This is a genomic window from Mycolicibacterium elephantis DSM 44368, from assembly GCF_004014805.1.
Lineage (GTDB): Bacteria > Actinomycetota > Actinomycetes > Mycobacteriales > Mycobacteriaceae > Mycobacterium > Mycobacterium elephantis.
In genome coordinates, this window is sequence record NZ_ATDN01000017.1 from 1 (window position 1) to 25,716 (window position 25,716).

Annotated in this window: 24 protein-coding genes and 1 pseudogene; 12 read left to right on the forward strand and 13 right to left on the reverse strand. The window is 66.6% G+C overall.

What is annotated here, in order from left to right:
* Together MELE44368_RS13140 and MELE44368_RS13145 are read right to left on the reverse strand one after the other, a co-directional pair.
* Positions 1-463, reverse strand: a pseudogene (locus tag MELE44368_RS13140) (hypothetical protein); the annotation flags it as partial.
* 63 nt (positions 464-526) lie between these two features.
* A complete protein-coding gene (locus MELE44368_RS13145; protein WP_128108904.1) occupies positions 527-1,096 on the reverse strand; it encodes a hypothetical protein in 570 nt (189 codons plus the stop codon).
* A gap of 148 nt (positions 1,097-1,244) precedes the next feature.
* Here MELE44368_RS13145 and MELE44368_RS13150 point away from each other — a divergent pair, with 148 nt between their 5' ends.
* A complete protein-coding gene (locus MELE44368_RS13150) occupies positions 1,245-2,450 on the forward strand; it encodes a mannosyltransferase (protein WP_409366124.1) in 1,206 nt (401 codons plus the stop codon).
* On the opposite strand, the gene MELE44368_RS13155 is transcribed toward MELE44368_RS13150, so the two are convergent.
* A complete protein-coding gene (locus tag MELE44368_RS13155) occupies positions 2,431-2,712 on the reverse strand; it encodes a 4a-hydroxytetrahydrobiopterin dehydratase (RefSeq protein WP_128108906.1) in 282 nt (93 codons plus the stop codon). The two genes, MELE44368_RS13150 and MELE44368_RS13155, sit on opposite strands and share 20 nt — an antisense overlap.
* A 27-nt stretch (positions 2,713-2,739) precedes the next feature.
* Between MELE44368_RS13155 and MELE44368_RS13160 the strand changes: the two genes are divergently transcribed.
* Complete coding sequence (locus MELE44368_RS13160) at positions 2,740-3,126, forward strand: (deoxy)nucleoside triphosphate pyrophosphohydrolase (RefSeq protein WP_128108907.1); 387 nt, start codon at positions 2,740-2,742, stop codon at positions 3,124-3,126.
* Between the two features lie 12 nt (positions 3,127-3,138).
* Here the strand turns inward: MELE44368_RS13160 and MELE44368_RS13165 are convergent, their stop codons facing one another.
* Positions 3,139-3,306 (reverse strand): hypothetical protein, encoded by a 168-nt coding sequence (locus MELE44368_RS13165; protein ID WP_128108908.1) that lies wholly within the window; start codon positions 3,304-3,306, stop codon positions 3,139-3,141.
* Between the two features lie 57 nt (positions 3,307-3,363).
* Here MELE44368_RS13165 and typA point away from each other — a divergent pair, with 57 nt between their 5' ends.
* Complete coding sequence (gene typA / locus MELE44368_RS13170; protein ID WP_206613763.1) at positions 3,364-5,253, forward strand: translational GTPase TypA; 1,890 nt, start codon at positions 3,364-3,366, stop codon at positions 5,251-5,253.
* 114 nt (positions 5,254-5,367) lie between these two features.
* Here typA and MELE44368_RS13175 read toward each other — a convergent pair whose 3' ends face one another.
* The 3 genes from MELE44368_RS13175 to MELE44368_RS13185 form a co-directional block, all read right to left on the reverse strand.
* Positions 5,368-6,693: an ICP22 family protein gene (locus tag MELE44368_RS13175; RefSeq protein WP_064891410.1), complete on the reverse strand. Its 1,326-nt coding sequence runs from the start codon at positions 6,691-6,693 to the stop codon at positions 5,368-5,370.
* A gap of 471 nt (positions 6,694-7,164) precedes the next feature.
* Complete coding sequence (locus MELE44368_RS13180) at positions 7,165-7,653, reverse strand: MarR family transcriptional regulator (RefSeq protein ID WP_046752519.1); 489 nt, start codon at positions 7,651-7,653, stop codon at positions 7,165-7,167.
* Positions 7,654-7,739: 86 nt separating this feature from the next.
* The gene (locus tag MELE44368_RS13185) at positions 7,740-8,684 is read right to left on the reverse strand and encodes an AraC family transcriptional regulator (protein ID WP_052761588.1); all 945 of its coding nucleotides are present in this window, start codon (positions 8,682-8,684) and stop codon (positions 7,740-7,742) included.
* A 183-nt stretch (positions 8,685-8,867) separates the two neighbouring features.
* Here MELE44368_RS13185 and MELE44368_RS13190 point away from each other — a divergent pair, with 183 nt between their 5' ends.
* Positions 8,868-9,380, forward strand: coding sequence for a MarR family winged helix-turn-helix transcriptional regulator (locus MELE44368_RS13190; protein ID WP_052761589.1), 513 nt, complete (start codon positions 8,868-8,870; stop codon positions 9,378-9,380).
* 105 nt (positions 9,381-9,485) lie between these two features.
* On the opposite strand, the gene MELE44368_RS13195 is transcribed toward MELE44368_RS13190, so the two are convergent.
* A complete protein-coding gene (locus tag MELE44368_RS13195; RefSeq protein WP_064927182.1) occupies positions 9,486-10,136 on the reverse strand; it encodes a GntR family transcriptional regulator in 651 nt (216 codons plus the stop codon).
* 112 nt (positions 10,137-10,248) lie between these two features.
* On the opposite strand from MELE44368_RS13195, the gene MELE44368_RS13200 reads away from it, so the two are divergent.
* The 4 genes from MELE44368_RS13200 to MELE44368_RS13215 all read left to right on the forward strand — a co-directional run bounded on the left by MELE44368_RS13200 (position 10,249) and on the right by MELE44368_RS13215 (position 15,572).
* Entirely contained in the window at positions 10,249-12,129 is a 1,881-nt protein-coding gene (locus tag MELE44368_RS13200) for an ABC transporter family substrate-binding protein (protein WP_128108911.1), read from the forward strand.
* Positions 12,130-12,517: 388 nt separating this feature from the next.
* The gene (locus MELE44368_RS13205) at positions 12,518-13,885 is read left to right on the forward strand and encodes a hypothetical protein (RefSeq protein ID WP_128108912.1); all 1,368 of its coding nucleotides are present in this window, start codon (positions 12,518-12,520) and stop codon (positions 13,883-13,885) included.
* A gap of 272 nt (positions 13,886-14,157) precedes the next feature.
* Positions 14,158-15,033 (forward strand): N-acetyl-1-D-myo-inositol-2-amino-2-deoxy-alpha-D-glucopyranoside deacetylase, encoded by an 876-nt coding sequence (mshB, locus tag MELE44368_RS13210; protein WP_064891411.1) that lies wholly within the window; start codon positions 14,158-14,160, stop codon positions 15,031-15,033.
* Positions 15,034-15,140: 107 nt separating this feature from the next.
* Positions 15,141-15,572, forward strand: coding sequence for a hypothetical protein (locus MELE44368_RS13215; RefSeq protein ID WP_046752524.1), 432 nt, complete (start codon positions 15,141-15,143; stop codon positions 15,570-15,572).
* Here the strand turns inward: MELE44368_RS13215 and MELE44368_RS13220 are convergent.
* Entirely contained in the window at positions 15,569-16,624 is a 1,056-nt protein-coding gene (locus tag MELE44368_RS13220; RefSeq protein ID WP_128108913.1) for a hypothetical protein, read from the reverse strand. The genes MELE44368_RS13215 and MELE44368_RS13220 overlap by 4 nt on opposite strands.
* A gap of 188 nt (positions 16,625-16,812) precedes the next feature.
* Here MELE44368_RS13220 and MELE44368_RS13225 point away from each other — a divergent pair, with 188 nt between their 5' ends.
* Positions 16,813-19,392, forward strand: coding sequence for a bifunctional FO biosynthesis protein CofGH (locus MELE44368_RS13225; protein ID WP_128108914.1), 2,580 nt, complete (start codon positions 16,813-16,815; stop codon positions 19,390-19,392).
* 25 nt (positions 19,393-19,417) lie between these two features.
* Here the strand turns inward: MELE44368_RS13225 and MELE44368_RS13230 are convergent, their stop codons facing one another.
* Positions 19,418-19,825 (reverse strand): hypothetical protein, encoded by a 408-nt coding sequence (locus tag MELE44368_RS13230; protein WP_064918089.1) that lies wholly within the window; start codon positions 19,823-19,825, stop codon positions 19,418-19,420.
* A 337-nt stretch (positions 19,826-20,162) separates the two neighbouring features.
* Between MELE44368_RS13230 and MELE44368_RS13235 the strand changes: the two genes are divergently transcribed.
* Positions 20,163-20,711 carry a YceI family protein gene (locus tag MELE44368_RS13235; RefSeq protein WP_046752527.1) on the forward strand — a complete coding sequence of 183 codons (549 nt, stop codon included), beginning with the start codon at positions 20,163-20,165 and terminating at the stop codon, positions 20,709-20,711.
* Between the two features lie 18 nt (positions 20,712-20,729).
* Here MELE44368_RS13235 and MELE44368_RS13240 read toward each other — a convergent pair whose 3' ends face one another.
* The 3 genes from MELE44368_RS13240 to MELE44368_RS13250 form a co-directional block, all read right to left on the reverse strand.
* The gene (locus MELE44368_RS13240; RefSeq protein ID WP_052761591.1) at positions 20,730-21,341 is read right to left on the reverse strand and encodes a DUF1353 domain-containing protein; all 612 of its coding nucleotides are present in this window, start codon (positions 21,339-21,341) and stop codon (positions 20,730-20,732) included.
* Positions 21,342-21,495: 154 nt separating this feature from the next.
* Positions 21,496-23,505, reverse strand: coding sequence for an NADPH-dependent 2,4-dienoyl-CoA reductase (locus MELE44368_RS13245; protein WP_083043304.1), 2,010 nt, complete (start codon positions 23,503-23,505; stop codon positions 21,496-21,498).
* Positions 23,502-24,056: a PadR family transcriptional regulator gene (locus MELE44368_RS13250; RefSeq protein WP_046752529.1), complete on the reverse strand. Its 555-nt coding sequence runs from the start codon at positions 24,054-24,056 to the stop codon at positions 23,502-23,504. The genes MELE44368_RS13245 and MELE44368_RS13250 overlap by 4 nt, the downstream gene beginning before the upstream one ends.
* Positions 24,057-24,268: 212 nt before the next feature.
* On the opposite strand from MELE44368_RS13250, the gene fdxA reads away from it, so the two are divergent.
* Together fdxA and dapC are read left to right on the forward strand one after the other, a co-directional pair.
* Positions 24,269-24,592, forward strand: coding sequence for a ferredoxin (gene fdxA / locus MELE44368_RS13255; RefSeq protein WP_046752530.1), 324 nt, complete (start codon positions 24,269-24,271; stop codon positions 24,590-24,592).
* A gap of 26 nt (positions 24,593-24,618) precedes the next feature.
* A complete protein-coding gene (gene dapC / locus MELE44368_RS13260; RefSeq protein WP_128108915.1) occupies positions 24,619-25,707 on the forward strand; it encodes a succinyldiaminopimelate transaminase in 1,089 nt (362 codons plus the stop codon).
* Positions 25,708-25,716: the final 9 nt, after the last annotated feature.

A 25,716-nucleotide genomic window follows, 5' to 3' on the forward strand; every position in this document is an offset into this window, starting at 1 on the left:
CCGCGGGCGCGGGTGCGGCGGCGGCCAACTCGGCCGCCTCCGGCGCCGGGGCCGGAGCGACCAGCGCGGCTGCCTCCGGCGCCGGCCCCACCGCATGGGCGGGGTTGATCCCGGCGGGCAGATGCGCCTGGGTGCCCGGCACCGCGCCGGGAGCCGGAACATGCGCGACGAACTCGTTGACCGCCGTCGCGACTTTCCGTGAATCAGGGGGCACCACGGCGTCACCCGCGAACACCGCCGCCGCGGCCATCAACGTCGACGCGGCGTTGGTCGGATCGGCGGCAGCCTGCTGAATGGCCGGGCCGATACTCTGCACCGCCGACAGTCCGGGGGCCTGCAACCCGTCGATCGGCGTCGGCGGTGCGGGTTGGGCGTTGGCTATACCGGTCATGCTGCCGAACAGCAGTGTGGCCGACGAGCCGAGCGCGGCGGCGACGGTAACGAACTTCGTCCTGGATGACATGGTTCCCCCAAACGGTGGTGGTCGTGGTCGGGTCGTCGTGAGTTACCGTCGCCGCCGCCGCCGTCAGGGCAGCGCCGAGAGCGGGGTGAACATCGGCGGAAGGCTCGCGCCCGGGGCGGGAGCAGCCGCCGCGGGTGCCGGAGCAACCGGTGCGGTCGGCACGGCCGCCGGTGCCGTTGCGGAACCGGGCGCAGGCAGCAGACCCACCAACGGCGTTCCCTCCGGCAGCAGCGAGGCGAGGCTGGTGGGGATGGTGGTCAGCAGATCCTGCGGCGGGATCGCCGAGGCCGTCGGTGGGACCGCGGTGGGTGCGGCCGGCATACCGGGCAGGTTCGACGGCGGCTGCGGCAAGGTGACCGAAGCCGTCGCCGACGGCGTGGTGGCTGTCGGTGCGGTCGCCGTCGCGGCCGGGGCCTGCGCGTTACCGAGCAGGGAGGTGACGCCCTGCATGATCTGCGACGCGGCGGCCGGGTTGCTCGCGAGCTGCTGAATGAACGGCAGACCGGGTACGGTCGGCGCGGGAGCGGGGGCCGCGGGTTGGGCTCCGGCGGTGGCGCTCAGCGCGAGCGCGGCAGCGGCCGCTCCCGCAGCGGTGATCGTCGAGGTCGCGAACAGTTTTGCGATCTTGTGCATGGTTTATCCAATCCGTTGTAGGCACGCCTCCGCCCGAAGCTAGGCCTGTTACTAGTGAGCCTTGTGTGACACGTGGGGCGTTTATTCAACCGTTACGGTTGCGAATGGTTTTGGTGACCACCGGCCGGTGCTGGATAAAGTCGGACGGATCGACATAAGAAACGCTGCAAACGCTCCACCAGCGACGGCGTCGCGAATCGCTGCCCGAGTGGCCGCCGCGGCGCCGGTTCTGCTTCTGCTCAGCATCGCCGCGCGCCTGGCGTGGACCTACCTGGTGCCCAACGGCGCGAACTTCGTCGACCTGCACGTGTATGTGGGGGGTGCCGGAACGCTCGACGGTCCCGGCGCGCTCTACGACTACGTCTACGCCGAGGAGACGCCGGATTTTCCGCTGCCGTTCACCTATCCGCCGTTCGCCGCGGTGGTGTTCTATCCGTTGCATCTGCTGCCGTTCGAGGTCGTCGCGTTCGTGTGGCAGCTCGGGACCATCGCCGCGCTGTACGGGGTGGTGCGAATCAGCCAGCGGCTGTTGGGATCCGGCGGACGGCGCACCGCCATGCTCTGGACGGCCGTCGGCATCTGGACCGAACCGCTGCGCAGCACCTTCGACTACGGACAGATCAATGTGCTGCTGGTGCTCGCGGTGCTGTATGCGGTCTACAGCACGCGGTGGTGGCTGTCCGGGTTGTTGGTCGGCCTGGCAGCCGGGATGAAACTGACGCCGGCGATCTCCGGGCTGTACTTCGTCGGTGCGCGACGGTGGGCCGCCGTGGTGTTCTCTGCCGTCGTCTTCTTTGCCACCGTGGGGATTTCGGCGCTGGTGATCGGCGGGCCGACGCGGTACTACTTCACCGAACTGCTCGGCGACGCCGATCGTGTCGGCCCGATCGGGACGTCGTTCAACCAATCCTGGCGCGGCGGGATCTCGCGGATCATCGGTCACGACGCGGGTTACGGTCCTGCGGTCCTGATCGCGATCGCGGTGACCGCGGTGCTGGCGCTGTTGGCGTGGCGGGCGATCGGCGGCGCCGACGACCGGCTGGGCGCGATCCTCGTCGTGCAGCTGTTCGGCCTGCTGCTGTCCCCGATTTCGTGGACCCACCACTGGGTGTGGTTGATCCCGCTGATGATCTGGCTGCTGCACGGCCCGCTGGCAGCGCGGCTGGGCGCGCGGATCCTGGGCGCCGGTTGGCTGGTGTTGACCCTGGTCGGGGTGCCGTGGCTGCTGAGCTTCGCCCAGCCGACGATCTGGGTCATCCCCCGCCCCTGGTATCTGGCCTGGGCAGGCTTGGTTTACATCGTCGCGACAGTGGCGACGCTGGCGTGGATAGCTGCTAGCCGACGATTGCGTTGATCTCGCGGGCCATCTCGATGTCCTTGTCGGTGATGCCGCCCTCGGAATGTGTGACCAACGCGAAAGTCACTGTCCGCCAACGGATGTCAATGTCAGGATGATGGTCCTTCTCCTCGGCCTTCTCGCCGACGCGGCGAACCGCGTCGATGCCGTCGAGGAACGCGGGGAACTTGATCGAGCGACGCAGCGCGCCGCCGGCTCGTTTCCAGCCGGGGAGGTCGGGCAGTGCGGCGTCCACTTGTTCGTCCGTTAACACAGCCATGGTTTCGACCGTATACCGTCACGGGCGATGGCAGACCAGATCGTCGTGGCGGGTGCGCTGATCTCCGGGCCGTCGCTGCTGGTGGCCCAGCGCGCGCGGCCTCCGGAGCTGGCCGGATTGTGGGAGCTGCCCGGCGGCAAGGTCGTCGCCGGGGAGACCGACGAGACGGCGCTGGCGCGCGAACTGCGCGAGGAACTCGGCGTCGAGGTGACGGTGGGTGCCCGCCTCGGTGCAGACGTCGCGCTCAACGCGACCACGACGCTGCGGGCCTACCGCGTCACGCAGACCGGCGGCATATTGCATCCCAACGACCATCGCGCGCTGCGCTGGGTCGGCGTCGACGAACTCGACGAGCTCGCCTGGGTGCCGGCCGACCGGGCGTGGCTCGCGGAACTGCGTGAGGCATTGAGCTGAGGGCGGCCCGAGTCACCGTCGCCGGGCGCGCTTGAACACCTTGACCAGGTCCTTACCCCGCACGCCGTGTCGCTCGGCCTTGCGCACCTTCGCGACCACCACCGGGCAGCGCTTGCATCGCGGGTTGCTGTTGCAGCACTTCTTCTTCGGTTTGAGGTCGGCGATCTTGCTGGCCTTCAAAGTGAGCTGGCTCTCTCATTTTCGCGATGGGCGGTTTGCGCTGCGACAATGTTCGATGTGAAGTTTCGGAACGTCGCCATCGTGGCACACGTCGACCATGGCAAGACAACTCTGGTCGACGCGATGCTGCGGCAGTCGGGGGCATTAACGCATCGGGGCGACGACTCCACCGAGCGGATCATGGACTCCGGCGATCTGGAGCGGGAAAAGGGCATCACGATCCTGGCCAAGAACACCGCCGTGCACCGCCACCACGCCGACGGCACCGTGACCGTCATCAACGTCATCGACACGCCGGGACACGCCGATTTCGGCGGCGAGGTCGAGCGGGGGCTTGCCATGGTCGACGGCGTGGTGCTGCTGGTCGACGCGTCCGAGGGGCCGCTGCCGCAGACGCGGTTCGTGCTGCGCAAGGCGCTGGGCGCCCACCTTCCGGTCATCCTGGTGGTCAACAAGACCGACCGGCCCGACGCGCGCATCACCGAGGTGGTCAACGCCAGCCACGATCTGCTTCTCGACGTCGCCTCCGACCTCGATGACGACGCGCAGAAGGCCGCAGAGCACGCGTTGGGCCTGCCGACGCTGTACGCCTCGGGTCGCGCCGGGGTGGCCTCCACCGTGCCGCCGGCCGACGGCCAGGTTCCCGAAGGGGATAACCTCGACCCGCTGTTTGACGTTCTGCTGGAACACATTCCGCCGCCGAGCGGGGATTCCGACGCGCCGTTGCAGGCGCTCGTCACCAACCTCGACGCGTCGGCGTTCCTCGGTCGTCTGGCGCTGATCCGCATCCACAACGGCAGGTTGCGCAAGGGCCAGACCGTGGCGTGGATGCGTCAGGTCGACGGCGCGCCGGTCATCACGAACGCGAAGATCACCGAGTTGCTCGCCACCGTCGGGGTTGAACGCAGTCCCACGGATGAGGCCGTCGCCGGAGACATCGTCGCGGTGGCCGGGCTGCCCGAGATCATGATCGGAGACACGCTCGCGGACCCCGAGCATGCGCACGCGTTGCCGCGCATCACCGTCGACGAGCCGGCGATCTCGGTGACGATCGGCACCAACACATCGCCGTTGGCGGGCAAGGTGTCCGGGCACAAGCTGACTGCCCGCATGGTTCGCAACCGGCTGGATCAGGAGCTGGTCGGCAACGTCTCGATCCGCGTCGTCGACATCGGCAGGCCCGACGCCTGGGAGGTGCAGGGCCGCGGCGAGCTGGCGCTGGCCGTGCTGGTCGAACAGATGCGCCGGGAAGGATTCGAGCTGACCGTCGGCAAGCCCCAGGTCGTCACCAAGACGATCGACGGCAAGCTGCACGAGCCGTTCGAGGCGTTGACCATCGACTGCCCAGAGGAGTTCGTCGGTGCCATCACCCAGCTGATGGCCGCGCGCAAGGGCCGGATGGAGGAGATGGCCAACCACGCCGCGGGCTGGGTGCGGATGGACTTCATCGTGCCCAGCCGGGGGCTGATCGGGTTCCGTACCGACTTTCTCACCGAGACGCGGGGCACCGGGATCGCCAATGCCGTGTTCGACGGCTACCGGCCGTGGGCGGGCGAGATCCGCGCCCGCCACACCGGCTCTCTGGTCAGCGACCGCTCCGGGTCGATCACCCCGTTCGCGTTGATTCAGTTGTCCGACCGCGGGCAGTTCTTCGTCGAGCCGGGTGAGGACACCTACGAAGGCCAGGTCGTCGGAATCAACCCGCGCGCAGAGGATCTCGACATCAACGTCACCCGGGAAAAGAAGCTGACGAACATGCGCTCCTCGACGGCGGACGTGATCGAAACGCTCGCCAAACCGATCCGATTGGATCTCGAGAAGGCGATGGAGTTCTGTGGCCCCGACGAATGTGTCGAGGTGACACCGGAAGTAGTGCGGGTTCGCAAGGTCGAGCTGAACGCGGCTCAGCGGCTGCGTGCCAAGGCCCGCGCCAAAGCTCGGGGATAGTCCCGGCGTCGGTTTTCACATCATTTCCTAAGTCGGTGGTTCGGCTACAAATCGGCCCCCTCCCCAAGGGGTAGGAGGGGGCCGATCGCACTTCACCAATGGAGTTGCGTCAGATCAGCTTTCGCTGCCGCCGTCAGAGCCATCGCTCGTGCCGCCGGCGTCGCCGCCGTCTGAGTCGCTGCCGGTGGTGTCGCTTGCGCCGGCGGTGTCGCTGTCATCACCGGCCACCCCATCGGCTGAGCTTTCCGACTCGTCGTCGGGGGTTGATTCGACGCCCGACTCGCCAGGCTCGACCTTATTGCCGTCGCTGAGATCGGTTGCGCCGTTGGGCTCTTCGGCTTCATCGATCTCCTCGGCCGGTACTTCGGCCAACTCGGCGTCATCGATGTCCTCGGCCGGTTCTTCGGTCATCTCGGTCTCGTCGACCGGCGCCGCCGGACTTTCCGGGTTGTCCGGCGTTTCCTCCGCGAAGGGACCCGCCGGTTGTGAGGCAGCGGCCGGTTCCGTGCCTTCGACGCCGGGTGTGCTGGTCTCCAGTGAGACCATCGTTCCGGTGGCGACGCTGGTGTCAGCCGCGGCTGCCGTGACTGGCAGTGGCGGATCGAGATTGACCTGGATTGCCTGTGGAATCTTGATCAGAAGCGCAGTGAGTAGGCCTCCGGCGGTGAGGATGCCCGACGAGCCGACAGTCCGAAACTCGACCAATCCACCAGGCGAGTTCAGGAAGTGGTCGACGGCATCGGCGGGTGCGTTCAGCACGGCACCCACGGCGCCGAGCAGATCACCGGCTTCGACGGCGTCGATGACCCTCTGCGCACTGGTGCCAAGCGAAAGTATTGGGGACCACACCAGATTCATGATGGGGCTGACCCAACTGAGCAGTTGTATCGGTGCGGTGAACGACCGGGTTATGTCCACGATGTCCTGCATGATCATGGTTGGCACCGTGACAAAACCCATCAGCCCAAACAGTGGCGAACTGATCGATATCAAAGACATCACGGTGTTTCGGAAGGTTTTCGAAGCAGCCTCAGGCTGCCCCGTCACCAGCTGCTGGAAAGCCGTCTGCATTCCGGGTAGCAGTGTCTTGGTGGCCCAGCGTCCGAGGCTCTCGGCAACCTGCGGAAGTTGGCCGAACAAGGCGTTCCCGTAGCCATTGATCTTGGCTTGCAACAGTTCCAGTAGTCCAAGGACCGACCGCTCTGGATGAGCGAATATGTAGTTTCGGAGCTCGGTGAGGTTTGTCGCGGTGGCCTCGAAGACCTGTATCCATCGGGTTACGGGATCGACGAAGCTGGAGGCGGCCGTCAGTTGTACCGCTTGGCTGTGGACTTGTGTGTATGTCTGCGTGGGTGCGGGGGCGATCGGCGTGGCGGCGATGACGCTGGCGCCGACGAGTGCCACGCCGGTGGTCACGTAAGGCCGCAGTGCGAGTTGCAACTGGGTCTCCTTCTCCTCAGTGGTGTGGATGTCAGCGATGCTTGCGACCGCCGACCAGCCAGACCCTGGGTGGCGTGATTCTTTGCTGAAGCGCCTACGGTTCTGACCAGCGCTGAAAGTAATCGAGAGAAACGGGAATTCCATCGACTATGGGCGATCATGGATGGAGTTAAAGCGATATTTCAAATGTCAGCAATTCATAAAATCGGATTTCAACCAGGTCACCAGGGTATTTAGGACAATTTCAGCGAATGGCCCGGAGCGACCGCACCCTCCAAGTGGAAACTAATTGACGGCCGATCTGAAACACGTTCCTTCAGCGGTCTGCTTACTTGCGGCCGTGGGACCTTTCACCCGGATAACAACTGGTTGGCGCGCTATTGCCGCGCACACGGATCCGAAGGGCACCACGGACGAACCCGCTCGCCAGGTATTTCCAGACAGCACGTCCGCGCGATTTGCTTAAATTGGCTATCTGGCCGACTTGAACTGGGCGCTGATCCGCCCGCAATTCTTCTCGATGATCGACACCTTCGCGCTCGACAGCGAGCCGCCAAGGTCCGCCCGCACGCCGCGGGCAATGGTCATCGCCGCCTTGGCTGCGATCGTGCGGCCCTCGTCGGTGATCGCCGCCATCACCACGCGTCTGTCGTGGGGGTACTTTTCGCGTCGCACGAGCCGACGCTCCTCCAACCGCTGGACCCGCTTCGTGAGGTGTCCGGGCAGCAAGCCGACTTCCTTTGCGAGATCGCCCATTCGGACGAACCCGGTTGGGGCTTTGAGGAGTACGCTAAGCACCCGGAGGTCCATCGCGGACAGATCGTGCGCGTCAGCCAGCCAGCGGCTCACGGCCGCGTTCAGTCGCAGGGAGGCCTCCACGAAGCTCTGCCACGACTTCTGCTCGGCGAGGTCGAGACCGGGAAGGTCACTCGCAGTACGGCGACGTTGAAGAGGTTGCATGGTGCGTCATGCTAAACACCCCATTTCGTGCCCATGGGCGAAATTGCTGTGCCGGGTGACATCAGCCGGCACCGCTGAATCGGCCTCTAGTGCTCGATCTGCACACGCGCCCGGGTCTGTGAAGGCAATTCGCCGAACATGGCTCGGTACCGGCCCGACATGCGGCCGAGTTCGCCGATACCCCAACGATTGGACACGTCGGCGATGGTCGCCTCCGCGGGTCCGGTCGCTAGGAGGTCGGATCGGATGCGGTGTAGGCGCATTCGCGCGATATACGACCGGGGCGGTTCGCCGAGCACTTCCTCGAACGATCTCGTCAGTGTCCGTCGGGAGACACCCGCGCGGCGCGCGAGGTCCTCTACGTCGAGGCGCTGGTGGAGATTCTGGTCAATGTGCACGCGGGTCTGCTCGACGAGATTTTCGCGTTGCCGCAGCGGCGGGAGAGTCAACGGTGCGGGTCCCTGCGCGAAGTGGGTGATGAGCGCCAAGAGGATATCGGTGAGCGCAGCGGAGCCGAGCCAAGCCTTGCCGTCACCCTGATGCAGGCGCGCCAAGATCACGGAGATCCGCCTCAGGTGTGCCGATGCCAGGGACCGCGGATGAATACCGGTACGCCGGAACGTATTGGGGGAGAGGGTCAGTCCATGCCGCTGCGCTTCGCGCTCCAACGTTTCCTCGCTCAGGGAGAGCACGGCATAACGAGAGCCGACGTCGTGGAAGGCGTCCTGCTCGTCACCCGGGCAAAACGCTGACACGATCCCGGTGTCGATAGCTCGGGACAAGAGCCGATTACTCGACGGAATCCGCACGCCGACACAGAGCGACAGTTTCTCCTGGGACAATGCCCCACGGATCTGTACCCGGCTGTCGAAGTGCCCCGAACTCAGCGCGATTCCATCGTGGCCGGCGTGTAGCAGAGTGCCGCTGGGTGATTCGCGCGACCGCTGGTACGCGGTGAGTCCCGCCTGGTTGACCGCATCACGTAGATCCTCGATCTGTGTGATCCGCGTGCGAACCACCGGCATGTCCATGGGCCATCAGTGTAAGCCGTCTCGGTCTGTCCGAATCTGCATAGACCGAACTCGTTGGCTCGGATGTGATCTCGCCAGACGGAATTTGTCCGGTTCTGCGGCCGGGCGTCTTTGGTGACCATAGAAAGTGACGACCCGATGTTGGCAGCTGGAACTCGAGAGCACGTAGTCGGCAGTGGAGCTATGGATCCGAGTGACGACGTGCTGCGGAGTTGGGAGCAATTCCGGGAAGCGGCCAGTCTCCTTTATCGGGAGATCGAACGGGCTCTCACCGCCAACCACGACCTCACGATTCCCGATCTGCACATCCTTCACCGGATAAGTACGGACCCGCGTCGATGCACTCGAATGGGTGCTCTCGCAGAGACACTCGTTCTCGCGCCAAGCCGGGTTTCCTGGCAAGTGGGCCACTTGGAGGACCGAGGCCTGGTGTGCAAGGTGCGTAGCCGCGACGACAGACGAATCGTCATGGTCACGCTCACCCCGAAGGGCCACGAGCATCTACAGCCGGCACTGCGCACGTACGCCACGCTCGTCCGGCGCTATTACCTCGATCCACTTACCCGCGACCAGATGATCGCGCTGGGTGACTCCGCGCGGCGCGTCAGCGATGCGTTGAAACTCCGGGAGACGTTGTCGGGTCCGCAAATGCCAGAGGACCTAGGGTTGCGCCGAGTTCTGCAGGGTGGCAGTTGATCTCGCGCGAGCACTGCCACGGCGCAGAAATCGACGATCTGAATGCGGCGGGGGCGGCTTGTCGCGACGGATCGCGGCGGCAACGCTGTCACAGTCCCCCGGGCGCTATGCGCCGAGCACGCCCGAGGCGCTCAGTTCGTCGATCATGATTTTCGCCATCCGCTCAGCACGTTTGTCGCAGGACACTCGGGCGGCCTCGGGGTCGCCTCGGCGGATCGCCGCGATCTCCTCTTCGTAGATCGGGCCGAAGTCAGCTTGGTTGTCGGGGTACTTCCAGAAGCTGTTGGGCACGAAGCTCTGCGACGCGCGGATCGCGGCCTGAAGCCGGGGACCGGCGTACTCCTCGTTGAGCGTGGTCCGGTAGGCCCAACACGCCTGCTGGAATTGGTGCGAGTCCGCTGCCGTGCGAAACGTCCGCAGCGAGGAATCGAGGTGCGCGAGGATTCGCGGGGTCGGGTTGGTCGCAGCACGCGCGGCGACAATGCCGGTGAGGATGCCGTACAGCTCGTGGTGTTCGCGAATGGTCGCTTCGTCGAACCGGGCCACGAAGGCGCCCCGGTGATAGCGCGTGGACAGAATCCCGTCGTGCTCGAGCTGCAGAATCGCTTCCTGAACCGGGATGCGACTCAGGCCGAGCTCCTTGGTGATCCTGGTGCGATCGATCCGGTCCCCGGTGCGCAGCTGACCGCTGAGGATCATGTCGATGATGTGATCGACAACCTGATCCTTTTCCTTAACCCCGTAAACCTTCGGCATATCGAGAGTCCCCCCAGCGTCGCTGAGCAAGTTTCTCACCGTTCGCCGCTCTTTGCCGCCGCAACTTCGCCGAAAACGGGGCCTAACGCCGGATGCCGATACCCTGAACACCGTGCCGGGACCCATACGCGTCATTGTCGCGATATCTGCGCTGGTGACAGCGGTGGCGGCCTGTACCGTCAGCCCCCCGCCGGCGCCCCAAAGCACCGACACCACCGAGGTGGCCGCCCCGCCACCGCCCCGGTTGACCCAGATCATCATGGCCATCGACTGGATCGGGCCGGGTTTCAACCCGCATCTGCTGTCCGACCAGTCGCCGGTCAACGCCGCGATCAGTTCCTTGGTGCTGCCGAGTTCGTTCCGCCCGATTCCGGATCCGAAGAGCCCGACGGGTTCGCGATGGGCGCTCGACACCAGCCTGCTGGAGTCCGCGGAGGTCACCAGTGAAGACCCATTCACCGTCACCTACAAGATCCGGCCCGAGGCGTCCTGGACGGACAATGCGCCCATCGCCGCCGACGACTACTGGTATCTGTGGCGACAGATGGTCAGCCAGCCCGGGGTGGTCGACCCCGCGGGCTATGACCTGATCACCGGCGTCCAGTCGGTGGAGGGCGGCAAGACCGCGGTGGTGACCTTCTCGCAGCCGTATCCGGCATGGCGCGAGTTGTTCAACGACATCCTGCCCGCCCACATCGTCAAGGACATCCCCGGCGGTTTCGCGGCGGGGTTGGCGCGGGCGCTGCCCGTCACCGGCGGGCAGTTCCGGGTCGAGACCATCGACCCGCAGCGCGACGAGATCCTGTTGGCCCGCAACGATCGCTACTGGGCTCAGCCCGCCAAGCCGGATCAGATCCTGTTCCGCCGCGGTGGCGACTCCGCCGCGCTGGCCGACTCGATCCGCAACGGCGACACCCAGGTGGCCCAGGTGCACGGCGGGGCCGCCGCATTCGCGCAGCTGTCCGCGATCCCCGACGTGCGCACGGCCCGCATCGTCACCCCCCGCGTCATGCAGCTGACGCTGCGCGCCCAGCAGCCCGCGCTCGCCGACACCCAAGTGCGCAAAGCGATTCTGGGTCTGCTCGATGTCGACCTGCTCGCCTCCGTCGGCGCCGGTGACGACAACACCGTGACGCTTGCACAGGCGCAGATTCGCTCGCCGTCCGATCCCGGTTATGTGCCCACCGCGCCGCCGGCGATGAGCCGGGATGCGGCGCTCGACCTGCTCTTCGACGCCGGTTACAAACTCGAGCCGAGCCAGAACGCCACGACGGCCCCCGGCACGCCTGCCCCCGACGACGGCCGCGGCCGCATCACCAAGGACGGGGTGCCGCTGACGCTCGTGCTCGGCGTGGCGGCCAACGATCCGACGTCAGTGGCGGTTGCGAACACCGCCGCCGACCAGTTGCGCAATGTCGGCATCACGGCGTCGGTCTCGGCACTTGATCCGGTTGTGTTGTACGGCGAGGCGCTGACCAGCAATCGCGTCGACGCCGTCATCGGATGGCGCCAGGCCGGCGGCGATCTCGCGACCGCGCTGGCGTCACGCTATGGCTGCCGCGCGCTCGAGGCCACAGCGGTGGCGACCACCCCCGCGAACCCGACGCCGCCGCCCACCGGGGCCGAGCCCACCGCGCCGACCAGAACCGCGCCGCCGCCGGAGCCGCCTGCCACCACCCCGACCGCGACGACCGCCGCGCCCAGCCCGGAACCGGAACCCGGCGAGCTGGTGCAGGCGCCGAGCAACATCACCGGCATCTGCGATCACAGCATCCAGCCGAAAATCGATGCGGCACTGGACGGTAGGGAAGACATCGCCGACGTCATCACCGCCGTCGAACCGCGGTTGTGGAACATGGCGACCGTGCTGCCGATCCTGCAGGACACCACGATCGTCGCCGCCGGACCAAGCGTGCGCAACGTCAGCCTGTCGGGTGCCGTCCCGGTGGGCATCGTGGGCGACGCAGGGGACTGGATCAAGGCGCCGCAGTAGCCCGACACACGACACGACCGCCGAGTGTGGGCATAACGCGCGCTCCTCGCGGAGAACCGTGCCGCAACCCCACACTCGACGGTCAGCAGGCCGCGGTGTCCGAGCCGCCTCGGAACCGTCGGTGCTGCCGGCGTCCGTGTCAGCGGTGCCGGACCCGTTGGCGTCACCGATACGTCAGAGACGGCTTCATCTGGCCGTGATCTGATCAGCCCGGCGGCCGCCAGGGGCCATGTAGCAAATATTAGATGGCGGCACGGACCCCGGGTCAACACTCGAAGCAGACCGCCAGAAAATAAATTCAGCGCAAAATTTACCAATCCGTTAACGATTAACTGACTCTCCGGTAGCTTGTTCTTGACATGGCCGACGTCTACGTAAAGGAGATGCCATGCAGGGAGCCGTTCGCCCCTACGTAACCGCAGGGGTGGCGTTGGTCGGAGCCAGCGTGATCGCCGTCAGTCCGGTGGCGCCGCCGGTACCCGACCTGAAGGTCGCAGCAACGCCGAGCGCCAGCACGGCGATGCAACTCACCTCGGCATCCAACCCGTTGGCCGCGCTGTCGGACCTGTTCGGGAACACCTTGGCCAGCGGATCGGGGCTGCTCGAACAGTTCCTCGAAAGCCCAGCTCCGATTCTGAACCAGGTGCTGGTGAACCAGTTCGCCAACTTCGATCTCGTCGTCGCGACTGCCCAACAGATCGGGATTCTTCTTCCCGATCTGATCCAGCAAGTCGGAATGGATCTGCAGAAGATCGCCTCGCAGTTGTCTGACGGCAACTTCGTCGGCGCGGCCCAGACGTTGAACTCGACCTTGCTCATCGCAGGGCTTCCGCTGCTCGGTCTCATCGGCCCGCCGCTGGCCATCTTGCAGAACACCACGCAGAACATCGCCAACGTGTTCGCTGCACTGCCGGAGAACGTGTTCCCGGTGATCATGTCGGTCATCGGCCCGATCAGTTCGACGATCAACGGGGTTGCCGACATCGCACAGACCGTCTTCGATGCCGCCCGCGCGGGCGACTTCATCACCGCCGCCGGGGCACTGGTCAGCGCGCCCATCGTGATGGCCGACGTGATTCTCAACGGGTTCGGAGGCGGGGTGGGACTGCTTACGCCGCAACTGAATTTCTTCAGCTCAGGCCCGATCGGCATGCTGCTCGGTTTGCGCAACGTCATCGCGGACGCGCTCAACCCGATCGCGGTGCCCACGGCGAATGCGGCGGCGAACCGGGCGCCCGACATGCAGGCCGACGTCATCACCGTCAACCTCAATGGCGCAGCGAAGACCGCGGGTGCCGTCGAGGGCGCGTCGTCCGAGCTCGGCGATGACACGGGCTCGTCGGGAGCCGTCGAAGGCCCGGAGGGGTCCGGCGTCGCAGCGGTGTCCAGCGAGGAGAACGACGCCCTCGGGGGGAGCGCGGCCGAGGAGCAGGAAGTCGAATCCGAGGAGCCGGCGGTCAACGATGACGCGCCTCTCGACGAGGATGACGAATCCGGCCTCGAGGACGTCGATGAGACGGGCACGAAGGCCGGTGGTGGTGAGGTGCGCGAGAGCTTGGTCGCCACTCCCGGCCAGACGGGCCTGAGCGTCGGCGCTGGAACCGGTGAGGGCGGCGAGGCCCCCACCGAAGGCAACGAGGCCTCCGGTGGCGGCAACGACGACGCCGGCGGTTCGGACGACGACGGCGACGCCGACAGTGATGCCGGCAACGCCGGCGGCGGCTCGGGCTCCGGCGGTTCGGGCGGCGACGAGTAGCCACCGCCAGAACTGGGTCGGTCCCCCTCCTGGTCGGCAGGAGGGGGACCGATTCCTGTCGCCTCGAGGCCAAGTTACTTGACTTCGATAGCATTTTTGTTAGCTGAAATTGAATGCTGCTAATCGGAGATCAGCGCAGGCCAATCCGCACCGGAAACGATCACGATCAGATCTCACTGCTCATTGGCAAATAATAAAGCACTTCTAACTGGGCAATCCGGATCGCCCCACGGTGCTGGCGGGTTCGGGGAGCCGACGGCAAGCTGGTGCGAATGGAAACCCCGCGGCTGCTGTTTGTCCATGCTCATCCCGACGACGAGACGATCGCCACGGGCGCGACGATCGCCCACTACGTCGCGCGCGGAGCGCAGGTCAGGGTCGTCACGTGCACGCTGGGCGAGGAAGGCGAGGTGATCGGCGAGCGGTGGGCACAGCTCGCCGTCGACCAGGCCGACCAACTCGGCGGCTTCCGCGTCGCCGAACTGACCGCGGCGCTGCGCGCCCTCGGCCTCGACGAGCCGATCTACCTCGGCGGTGCGGGCCGGTGGCGCGACTCCGGCATGGCCGGTACGCCGCCGCGGCGCAGGCAGCGGTTCATCGACGCGAATCCGGACGAGGCCGTCGGCGCGCTGGTGGCCCACATCCGCGAGGTGCGCCCGCACGTCGTCGTCACCTACGACCCGCAGGGCGGTTACGGCCATCCGGACCACATCCACACTCACGAGGTGACGATGGCGGCCGTGGCCGCCTCGGCCGGCGCCGACCACCCGGGGGAGCCGTGGAGCGTGCCGAAGGTCTACTGGTCGGTGTTCGCGAAATCCGCCATCGCGGAAGGCTTAGGCGCGCTGGGCGACGTGCCGTCCGGATGGGTTCGGGTCTCTGCCGACGACCTGGGGTTCGGATACTCCGACGACGCGATCGATGCGGTCATCGAGGCCGACGATCAATTGGCCGCCAAGGTCGCGGCGCTGCGCGCACACGCCACGCAGGTCACCGTCGCGCCCGACGGGCGGTCCTTCGCGCTGTCGAACAACATCGCGCTGCCGATCGGCGCGGTCGAGCACTACGTCCTCGCTTCAGGCGCCGCGGGCGAACGTGACGCCCGAGGCTGGGAAACCGATCTACTCGCGGGGCTCAACCTTCGATAGCCGAGAAGGTAAGCTGCCGACATCGACAGCGCGCGGAAGGGATGACACATGGACCAGGACCTCGATCCCAACCTGCAGCACTGGCAGGACCGGTTCGACAACTTCCAATGGGTGCTGGGCTCGATGGTGTCGCTGCTGGACAGCATTCCGACCTGACCGCATCAGCCGACACCACCAGTCCATTGCGCGTGGTGGTTCTGACATTGCTCGCGCTCGACGGCGTGCTCTGCGCGATCGCCGCGGCGTTCTTCCTGCCCCTGCGGATCGGCACGATCCCGTTTCCCATCAGCGCGTTCATCGCGGGCGCGGTCAACGCGGCGCTGGTATGGGCGGCGCTGCACTGGACATCGTCGCCCCGGGTCGCCGCGCTGCCACTCTGGACCTGGCTGGGCGCGATGGCCGTGATGTTCCTGGGCGGGCCGGGCGAAGACGTCATCTTCGGAGCCGCCGGGCTGACGGCCTACGCGGTCCTGCTGCTGCTCCTGGTGTGCGGCACGTTACCGCCGGCACTCGTGCTCCGGCGGCACGTGAACGCCTAAGACTGGCCGCCATACCCGGCGTCGGCGCCGTCCCCGGCGTCGGCACCATCCCCGGCGTCTCCGCCATTGGTCGCGTCGACGCTCGGCGCCTCCGCCTCGATCTGCTTGTTGTCGCCCGGTGAGGCGTCGTCGAGGTCGGTGCCCTCGTCGGTGGGGTCCGTGGCGTCGACGCCCGAACTGCGGACCTCACCTTGGGCCGCCACCGTCCCGTTGGTCGACGTGGTCTCCTCGATCTCGACCTCCTCGTTCTCTTCGAGTTCTTCGTTCTCTTCGAGTTCTTCGGTCTCTTCGAGTTCGGTGGTCTCTTCGAGTTCGGCGGTCTCTTCGACGTCGGTGGTCTCTTCGGTTTCCTCGGTGGTCTCTTCGGTCGTTTCGGCGCCTTCGGCGGCCTCCTCCTCGACCTCGCCGGCCACTTCGGCGCTTTCGGGAACCGTCGTCTCCTCCTCGTCGGCCGGCAGCGAGTTCGCCAGCATCGACTTCATCGGGGGAGTCTCGACCGCTGCTTGCAGCGGCGGGAGCGGCGGAATCGGCGGGATGAGCCAGCCGAAGAAGAAATAGAACTCGGTGACCGCGAAGTTCCACAGCGAGTTCACCGTCGTCGAACCGAGCGCCGACAGGCCGTCGATGTAGCTGTTGAGGTTGAGCGGGTCGCTGACCACCGGCGCGACCAGATCCACGACGAAACTGTTGGCGATCGGCCGGATCAGGCTGAAGTAGAAGATGTTGATCTGATCGGCGAGCTCGAACCCGAACGGTATGAAATCGACCACGTACGCCGCGAGTTCGACCCCGTAGTCAATCCAGGGCAGCAGGCTGTTCCAGGCGTTGATGATGGCGTCGCCGGCGGCATTGAGCGCAACCGGGTCGCCCGGCGCGGCTGTAGGTTGAACCGCCGCGAGCAGCTCGACGAAGTCGTTGGAGACGACCCGGACCGGCGCGCTGGTGTGGGCGATGACCTCGGGCGGCGGTGCCTGCACGGGAGCGATCGCGATGGCGGTGGCTCCGACGACGGAGACGCCCGACATCAGAAGAGATCTGACGGATACACCCATGGGAGCTCCTCTGGTGCTGCGACGCGTCGGTCGGCGTTTACGGTGCTGTCAAACTGAGAGGATTATTGCGTAGATGGGGTGCACCGCACGACGAACTGGTGGGACTACTGTGGCCGGTATGTCAGGCGTAGGCGTTTCAGCATGTGAGACACGCGGATGATCCGGACCGACCCCGGAGTTACACGAGAGTGGCTCTGAACCCCCAGCGCGGCGCCGACCTGCCCGATCCGGTGGTCCCACCGAAGCCCGACGCGTCGAGTCCCACGGCACTGCGGCGTGTGTTGCGGCGCGCCCGCGACGGCGTGGCGCTCAACGTCGAGGAAGCCGCGATCGCGATGACAGCCCGCGGCGAGGATCTCGCCGACCTGTGCGTCAGCGCCGCCCGCGTCCGCGATGCGGGGCTCGAATCGGCCGGTCGACGGGGCCCCAACGGCCGTCTGCCGGTGACCTATTCACGCAAGGTCTTCGTCCCCGTCACGCACCTGTGCCGCGACACCTGTCACTACTGCACGTTCGTCACCGTCCCCGGCAAGCTGCGCGCCGCCGGTCTGGGCATGTACATGGAACCCGACGAGATCCTCGACGTGGCGCGTCGCGGCGCCGAATTGGGTTGCAAGGAAGCGCTGTTCACTCTCGGTGACCGTCCGGAGGCGCGTTGGGAAGAGGCCAGGCAATGGCTCGACGAACGAGGCTATGACTCGACGCTGGACTACGTACGTGCCATGGCGATCCGGGTGCTGGAGGAGACCGGCCTGCTACCACACCTGAATCCCGGCGTGATGAGCTGGTCGGAGCTGTCGCGGCTCAAGCCGGTTGCGCCCTCGATGGGCATGATGCTGGAGACGACGTCGCGGCGGCTGTTCGAGACCAAGAGCATGGCGCACTACGGCAGCCCCGACAAGGACCCTGAGGTCCGGTTGCGCACACTGGTCGACGCCGGCCGGCTGTCCATCCCGTTCACCACCGGCCTGCTCGTCGGCATCGGTGAGACGTTGACCGAGCGCGCCGAGACCATCCACGCGATCCGGCGGGTGCACAAGGAGTTCGGGCACGTGCAGGAAGTCATCGTGCAGAACTTCCGCGCCAAGGACCACACCGCGATGGCGTCGTCACCGGATGCTGCCTTCGAGGACTTCATCGCGACCGTGGCGGTCACCCGGTTGGTGATGGGACCCAAGATGCGCGTTCAGGCCCCGCCGAACCTGGTGTCACGCACGGAGTGCCTGGCGTTGGTCGGCGCTGGTGTCGACGACTGGGGTGGCGTGTCGCCGTTGACACCCGATCACGTCAACCCGGAACGGCCGTGGCCCGGCTTGGACGAGCTGTCCACCGTCACCGCCGAAGCCGGCTACGACCTGGTGCAGCGGCTCACCGCGCAACCACAGTACGTGCAGGCAGGCGCGGCGTGGATCGACCCGCGGGTGCGTGGCCACGTCGACGCGCTGGCCGACCCCGACACCGGGCTGGCCTTGGATGTCAACCCGACCGGACGGCCATGGCAGGAACCCGACGAGGCGTGGGAATCGTTGGGGCGCACCGATCTCCACTCGGCTATTGACAGCACCGGTCGGTTGACCGACACCCGCAGCGACTTGGGCAGCGCGTTCGGTGACTGGGAGTCGATCCGGGAGAAGGTGAGCGAACTCGCCGCACGCACACCCGAGCGCATCGACACCGACGTGCTGGCCGCGCTGCGCTCAGCCGAACGGGACCCGGCGGGTCTGTCCGACGACGAGTACCTGGCGCTCGCCATGGCCGACGGCCCAGCACTGGATGCTGTTGCCGCCCTGGCCGATTCACTGCGACGAGACACCGTCGGCGACGACGTGACGTTCGTCGTCAATCGCAACATCAACTTCACCAACATCTGCTATACGGGATGCCGGTTCTGTGCGTTCGCCCAGCGCAAGGGTGACGCAGATGCGTACTCGCTGTCCGTCGACGAGGTCGCCGACCGGGCGTGGGAGGCGCACGTGGCCGGCGCCACCGAGGTGTGCATGCAGGGCGGAATCGACCCGGAACTGCCGGTGACCGGTTATGCCGACCTGGTGCGGGCCGTCAAGGCGCGGGTGCCGTCGATGCACGTGCACGCCTTCTCGCCAATGGAGATCGCCAACGGCGTGACCAAGAGCGGACTTTCGATCCGCGAGTGGTTGATCGCGCTGCGGGAGGCCGGCCTGGACACCATTCCCGGCACGGCCGCCGAGATCCTCGACGACGAGGTGCGCTGGGTTCTGACCAAGGGCAAACTGCCGACGTCGATGTGGGTCGAAATCGTCACCACCGCACACGAAGTCGGGCTGCAGTCGAGTTCGACGATGATGTACGGACACGTCGACACCCCGCGGCACTGGGTCGGCCACTTGCGGATACTGCGTGAGATTCAAGACCGCACCGGCGGATTCACCGAGTTCGTTCCGCTGCCGTTCGTACACCAGAGCTCGCCGCTGTACCTCGCCGGCGGTGCACGACCGGGCCCGACGCACCGGGACAACCGCGCTGTGCACGCGTTGGCGCGAATCATGTTGCACGGCCGGATATCCAACATCCAGACCAGCTGGGTGAAGCTGGGCACCGAGCGGACGCAGGTGATGCTGCGCGGCGGGGCGAACGACCTCGGCGGGACCCTGATGGAGGAGACCATCTCGAGGATGGCGGGCTCGGAGTTCGGTTCGGCGAAGACAGTCGAGGAACTGACGGCCATCGCCGAGGGCATCGGTCGCCGCGCGCGGCAGCGGTCCACCACCTACGGCCTGCTGGCGGCCTAGCGATTTCGCCGCAGGCGCGGCGGTGTCAGTGCACGGCCAGGCAGTTCACGTCGTCGCCGGACCCCGCGGTGCCCTGCTTCTCGGTCACCACCCGCCCGGTCGTGTCCTCGACGACGCGGCAGAAGATGTGGGTGCCCCACACGGCGTGGGGGTTCACCCCGACGTGTGCAGGCGCTCCGGCGGGAACGACGTGATGAAACGTCTTCGGCGCCGGATCGTCGAAGTTGCATTGGTGGTCGGGGCGGGTGCCGCCGTTGACCTCGGCGACCTCGACGGCCATGCAGCTCGGCGGGGTCCACGACAGTTCGCTGGTGTAGCTGCGCTCGATCCAGACGGGGTCGTCGGCACCGGCGACCGGGGCGGCGCCCAGCGCCAACGATGACGCCAACGCGCTGCCGGCCACGACGAAGCATGCTTTGCGTGTGTTGATCATTCGACCATTCGTATCGCGACCAGGGGGGCCCTAGTCAAGCCGAGAGACGATCCAATTGGGTTGGCTCGTCGGTGATTTCGTTTGCCCACCGGGCGAGGCGGCGACGTTCCTCCTTAGCCGAAGGCAGTTGACCGATGCCGCGCGGTCCCGGGTACCTCGCCACAGGAGTGCGGCGCGGGAATAACCGCGCGAACGGGATGACGTTTGCCCGACCCGGAAGAAGGCGATTTCGGGAAAGCGCTGCGGACGCCGGGGGAATTTATTCGGACTATGGTCCGTTTACGCTGGAGAACGGGCGATGCCCGGCCCAGTGAAAGACCAACGAAGGAGGATGACCATGACGACCGCAGTGAGGACCGGATTGAGCACCGGAACCTGGACGATCGACCCCGTGCACTCGAACGTGGGCTTCTCGGTACGCCACCTGATGGTGAGCAAGGTACGGGGCAAGTTCGACGACTTCAGCGGCGCGATCACCGTCGCCGAGGACGGCACCCCGTCGGTGCGGGCGGAAGTCTCCACAGCGTCGGTGAACACCGGCAACGAGCAGCGCGATGCGCACCTGAGGTCGGCGGAGTTCTTCGACGTCGAGAAGTACCCGACCGCCACGTTCGTCTCGACCGGGGTCCGCCCTGACGGCGACAACTACGTCCTCGACGGCGATCTGACCATCAAGGGCATCACCAGGCCGGTCAGCTTCGCGTTGGAGTTCAACGGCGTCAACCCGGGCATGGGCCAGGGCGAGGTCGCCGGCTTCGAGGCGTCGGTGGTGCTGAACCGGCGCGACTTCGGCATCGACATCGACATGCCGCTGGAGACCGGCGGCGCCGTGATCGGCGACAAGGTCACCGTGACCCTCGAGATCGAGGCGACCAAGCAGCAGTAACCGTCGCCCACGGGCGGGTCAGGTTTTCAGCTGCATCGGCTGCGGGGTCTCATCGGGCACCACCAGCGCGACGAAGGTCTCCAGTATCCAGAACACGAAGGTGGAGGCCAGGATCGCGATACCGGGCAGCAGGACTACCGGGAACGCGACGAGCACCAGCAGTGTCAGCGCGCCCGGTACGTCCTTCCACCACCCCGCGCCGCCCTTGCCCTGCACGATCGCCGCCATCCGCACCGCGGCCCACATGATCCAGCGCCGTAGCAGGCTGACCCCGTCGCGCTGCATCTGGCGGCGAAACCGGTAGTCGGCCTGCCTGTGGTCGCAACGCGTGCGGTCGGGATAGCGCCAGAGATAGTCGTGGAGCACGGCCGCCCTGGCGTAGCGGCCGGCGCGAGGAATGAACCAGGCGACCACGTTTGGCACCGAAACCAGATCGGTGGCGAAGTCGTCACACACCTCGAACTGGTGGTTGAAGCCGTCGAACCTCAGCGGCTGGGTGGTCCGCCACTCGTCCCAGGCGCTCTCCTTGAAGATCTTCTTCGCCGCGCGTAATGCGTCCAACTCGTCGGCGGTGAGTTGGCGGACGTGCACGACGGCTTCTTTCTCGATGGGTGCACAACGCTGCGTCATTCTGCAGGTATATCAAAGGCGAGGGCCCGTAACGGCCGCCGCGCCGAGCGCCGCAACGCCAGAAACGGCCGTAGCGTTCGCGAGTGCAACACCAGGGTCGTGGTGATCGTGAAATCACGACCCTGGTGTACGTTTCGCGAACGGTAAGACGCGCCTACAGCCTGGCCGCCAGCTCCGTGCCCTGCCGGATCGCCCGCTTGGCGTCGAGCTCGGCCGCCACCGCCGCGCCGCCGATGACGTGCACGGTGACCCCGCTGCGCCGCAACGCCTCCTCGAGGTCGCACACCGACTCCTGACCCGCGCAGATCACCACGTTGTCCACTTCGAGCAGCCGCGGGCCGGCTCGATTGGGGCCGAAGCTGATGTGCAGGCCGTCGTCGTCGATACGTTCGTAGTTCACCCCGGAGAGCTGTTGCACGCCCTTGGCTTTCAGCGACGCCCGATGCACCCACCCCGTCGTCTTACCCAGTCGCTTGCCCTGCGCGCCCTTGGTGCGCTGCAACAGGTACACCTCGCGAGCCGCGCGGGCGGGCCGAGGTGTGGTCAACGCGCCGCGCGCCTCTTGTGGGTCGACGACGCCCCATTCGGCCTTCCACTCTTTGAGGTTCAGCGTGGGCGATTCGTCGGTGACCAGGAACTCGGTGACGTCGAAACCGATTCCGCCCGCACCGACGACGGCCACGGACCTGCCGACCGGCGTACCCGTGATGACCTCGGCGTAGGACAGCACCTTGGGATGGTCGATGCCGGGAATGTCCGGAATTCGCGGTCGCACACCGGTCGCCAATACGACTTCGTCGAAACCGCGCAGCGCGGCGATGTCGGCGCGGGTGCCCAGCCGTACGTCGACGGTGTGTTTGGCCAGCATCGTCGTGTAGTAGCGGATCGTCTCGGTGAACTCCTCCTTGCCGGGAATTCGGCGGGCCAGATCGAATTGGCCGCCGATGGTTTCGCCGGCCTCGAACAGCGTCACGCGGTGGCCCCGTTGGGCTGCGGTGACGGCGGCGGCGAGCCCGGCCGGTCCCGCGCCGACCACCGCGACGCGTTTGGTGCGTCGCGTCGGCTCGAGTGCCAACGTCGTCTCGTGTCCGGCCCGCGGATTCAACAGGCACGACACGGTTTTGCGGGCGAACGCGTGATCCAGGCACGCTTGGTTGCACGAGATGCACGTGTTGATCTCGTCGGCGGCATCAGACTCGGCCTTGCGCACCCAATTCGGGTCGGCCAGCAGCGGGCGTGCCATCGAGATCAGTTGGACGTGGCCGTCGGCGAGGATCTGCTCGGCGGCCTGCGGCATGTTGATCCTGTTGGACGCCACCACCGGGACGCTGACGTGTTCGGCGACCGCATTGCTGATGGCGACGAACGCGCTGTTGGGCACCGAGGTGACGATGGTGGGCACCCGCGACTCGTGCCAACCGATGCCGGTGTTGATGAGCGTCGCGCCCGCTGCCTCCACTTCGCTTGCCAGGGCCAGTATTTCGTCCCAGCTCTGGCCGTCTTCGACGAAGTCGGCCATGGACATGCGATAGCAGATGATGAAGTCGTCGCCGACGGCGGCGCGGGTGCGGCGCACGATCTCCACGGGAAAGCGTCGGCGGTTCTCCGGCGTGCCGCCCCAGGCGTCGGTGCGTTTGTTCGTCCGCGGAGCCAGGAACTGGTTGAGCAGATACCCTTCGCTGCCCATGATCTCGACGCCGTCGTAACCGGCTTCTCTGGCCAGCACAGCGCACCGCACGAAGTCGGCGATCGTGCCATCTACATCACGGAGTCGTCGCGGCCGAAACGGGTTGATCGGCGCCCTGATCGCCGATGCGCTGACCGAAAACGGATGGTAGGCATAGCGTCCGGCGTGCAGGATTTGAAGCAGGATCTTGGCTCCTTCGTCGTGCACCGCGCCCGTGATCCTGCGGTGTCGACGCGCGTCGGACGACGACAGCATGTGCGCGGCGAACGGAAGCAGCCAGCCGGTCCGGTTCGGCGCGTACCCGCCGGTGATGATCAGGCCGACGCCGCCGCGGACGCGTTCGGCGAAGTACCCGGCGAGCCGGCCGGTATCGCGGGCCCGGTCCTCCAGACCGGTGTGCATCGATCCCATCACGACGCGGTTGCGCAGCGTCGTGAACCCAAGATCCAACGGCGACAACAGTTTCGGATAGCTCACGTGCCCTCCAATGCGGTGGCTACCTCGTCGAGCCACTCGATCGCACTCTCCTCGGCGCGGATGCCGCCGCGCAGTACCAGGTACTGGTGCAGCGCGCTGCCGCGCAGGTTCGCCGAGTTGGGGAACTGGCGCTTCTCGTAGCCCCGGTAGGTGTCGAGCAGTTCGGCCCGTTCGGCACGCAGTGCGTTCACCTGGGCACGCAGCGCATCGATGTCGCCGTAGGCGGCGCCGCGCACCTTGACCGCGAGCTCGCGGGTGCGGCTGTCGGCCACCGCGCTGCCGCGACCGGACAACGGCTCGGCGATCCAGCGGGCCAGCTCGGCACGCCCGGCGTCGGACACCGTGTACACCTTCTTGTCCGGTCGGCCCTGCTGGACGACGGGTGTCACATGCACCCAGCCGTCGGCCTCCATGGCGCGCAGGGTGCGGTAGATCTGCTGGTGCGAGGCGGCCCAGAAGTAGCCGATGGAACGGTCGAAGCGGCGGGCGAGCTCATAACCGGAGCCGGCCTGTTCGCAGAGCGCCACAAGGATGGCGTGGGGGAGCGCCACGCCGCGAGCCTAGAACGCAACACGCATCGTATGCAACTTGTTGCACTGCATGCAGTTGCATAGGGGTGCCACGCTAGGCGGCCTGTATGTGCAACGTTTAGTATCAGTAACCACGCGCCACCCTTGGCCGAGGGCGAGCGCGCCATGAGGCACACTGAGACAACCGTCCAAGAACTAGCAGCCCCGCTGGACAGGAGATCGAGGAGCAACCTGTGACGTACACGATTGCCGAACCCTGCGTCGACGTCAAAGACAAGGCGTGTATCGAGGAGTGCCCTGTCGACTGCATCTACGAGGGCGCACGCATGCTGTACATCCACCCGGACGAATGCGTCGACTGCGGCGCCTGCGAGCCGGTCTGCCCGGTCGAGGCCATCTACTACGAAGACGATGTGCCCGACCAGTGGAGCGAGTACACCCAGATCAACGCCGACTTCTTCGCTGAGCTGGGCTCGCCCGGCGGCGCGTCCAAGGTCGGCATGACCGAGAACGACCCGCAGGTCGTCAAGGACCTGCCGCCTCAAGGCGAGGACTGATAACGGTTCGTCAGCTCCGAGCGCCCGTGTCGGCGTCACTGCCGGTGTTCCCGTGGGACACCCTGGCCGACGTCACCGCGCACGCCCGGTCGCATCCTGACGGCATCGTCGACCTGTCGGTCGGGACTCCGATCGATCCGGTGGCCCCGGTGATCCGAGAAGCGCTGGCCGCCGCCAGCGCGTCTCCGGGTTACCCGACGACGGCAGGTACCCCGGCGTTGCGCGAAGCGGCCGTGGCGGCGATGGCCCGGCGTTACGGCGTCACCGCGCTGTCAGAGGTGGCGGTGCTGCCGGTGATCGGCACCAAGGAGCTGATCGCGTGGCTGCCGACGCTGTTGGGCCTCGGACCGCAGGACACCGTCGTGGTGCCCGAATTGGCCTATCCCACTTACGATGTGGGTGCCCGGTTGGCCAGAGCGCAGGTGCTGCGCGCGGACTCGCTGACGCAGCTGGGACCGCAGTCGCCGACGCTAATGTACATCAACTCACCGAGCAACCCGACCGGCAAGGTGCTGGGGGTCGACCATCTGCGCAAGGTTGTCGGCTGGGCGCGTGAGCGCGGTGTGCTGATCGCTTCCGACGAGTGCTATCTCGGATTGGGCTGGGACGCCGAGCCGCTGTCGGTACTGCATCCCTCGGTCTGCGACGGCGACCACACGGGGCTGCTGGCGGTGCACTCGCTGTCCAAGTCGTCGTCGCTGGCCGGATACCGGGCCGGTTTCGTGGCGGGGGATCCGGCGGTCGTCACCGAGCTGCTCGCGGTGCGCAAACACGCCGGAATGATGGTGCCGACACCGGTGCAGTCTGCGATGGTGGCCGCGCTGGGCGACGACGAGCATGAACGCGAACAGCGCGCCCGTTACGCGCGACGACGCGACGCGCTGCTGCCCGCGCTGCGAGCGGCCGGCTTCACCGTCGACGACTCGGAAGCCGGGCTGTATCTGTGGGCGACGCGCGGCGAACCGTGTCGAGACACCCTGGCGTGGCTCGCCGAGCGCGGAATCCTGGTCGCCCCCGGCGAGTTCTACGGCCCTCGCGGGTCACACCATGTGCGCGTCGCGCTGACCGCGCCCGACGAGCGGATCAACGCCGCCGCGCAGCGGCTTTCGGCCTGAGCCGAAACT

Coding starts and splice junctions, on each gene's coding strand:
- MELE44368_RS13145 (WP_128108904.1), bottom strand. CDS start 1,096: ATGCACAAGATCGCAAAACTGTTCGCGACCTCGACGATCACCGCTGCG.
- MELE44368_RS13155 (WP_128108906.1), bottom strand. CDS start 2,712: ATGGCTGTGTTAACGGACGAACAAGTGGACGCCGCACTGCCCGACCTC.
- MELE44368_RS13160 (WP_128108907.1), top strand. CDS start 2,740: ATGGCAGACCAGATCGTCGTGGCGGGTGCGCTGATCTCCGGGCCGTCG.
- MELE44368_RS13180 (WP_046752519.1), bottom strand. CDS start 7,653: ATGCAACCTCTTCAACGTCGCCGTACTGCGAGTGACCTTCCCGGTCTC.
- MELE44368_RS13185 (WP_052761588.1), bottom strand. CDS start 8,684: ATGGACATGCCGGTGGTTCGCACGCGGATCACACAGATCGAGGATCTA.
- MELE44368_RS13190 (WP_052761589.1), top strand. CDS start 8,868: ATGGATCCGAGTGACGACGTGCTGCGGAGTTGGGAGCAATTCCGGGAA.
- MELE44368_RS13195 (WP_064927182.1), bottom strand. CDS start 10,136: ATGCCGAAGGTTTACGGGGTTAAGGAAAAGGATCAGGTTGTCGATCAC.
- MELE44368_RS13205 (WP_128108912.1), top strand. CDS start 12,518: ATGCAGGGAGCCGTTCGCCCCTACGTAACCGCAGGGGTGGCGTTGGTC.
- mshB (WP_064891411.1), top strand. CDS start 14,158: ATGGAAACCCCGCGGCTGCTGTTTGTCCATGCTCATCCCGACGACGAG.
- MELE44368_RS13215 (WP_046752524.1), top strand. CDS start 15,141: ATGGGTGCTGGGCTCGATGGTGTCGCTGCTGGACAGCATTCCGACCTG.
- MELE44368_RS13220 (WP_128108913.1), bottom strand. CDS start 16,624: ATGGGTGTATCCGTCAGATCTCTTCTGATGTCGGGCGTCTCCGTCGTC.
- MELE44368_RS13230 (WP_064918089.1), bottom strand. CDS start 19,825: ATGATCAACACACGCAAAGCATGCTTCGTCGTGGCCGGCAGCGCGTTG.
- MELE44368_RS13235 (WP_046752527.1), top strand. CDS start 20,163: ATGACGACCGCAGTGAGGACCGGATTGAGCACCGGAACCTGGACGATC.
- MELE44368_RS13240 (WP_052761591.1), bottom strand. CDS start 21,341: ATGACGCAGCGTTGTGCACCCATCGAGAAAGAAGCCGTCGTGCACGTC.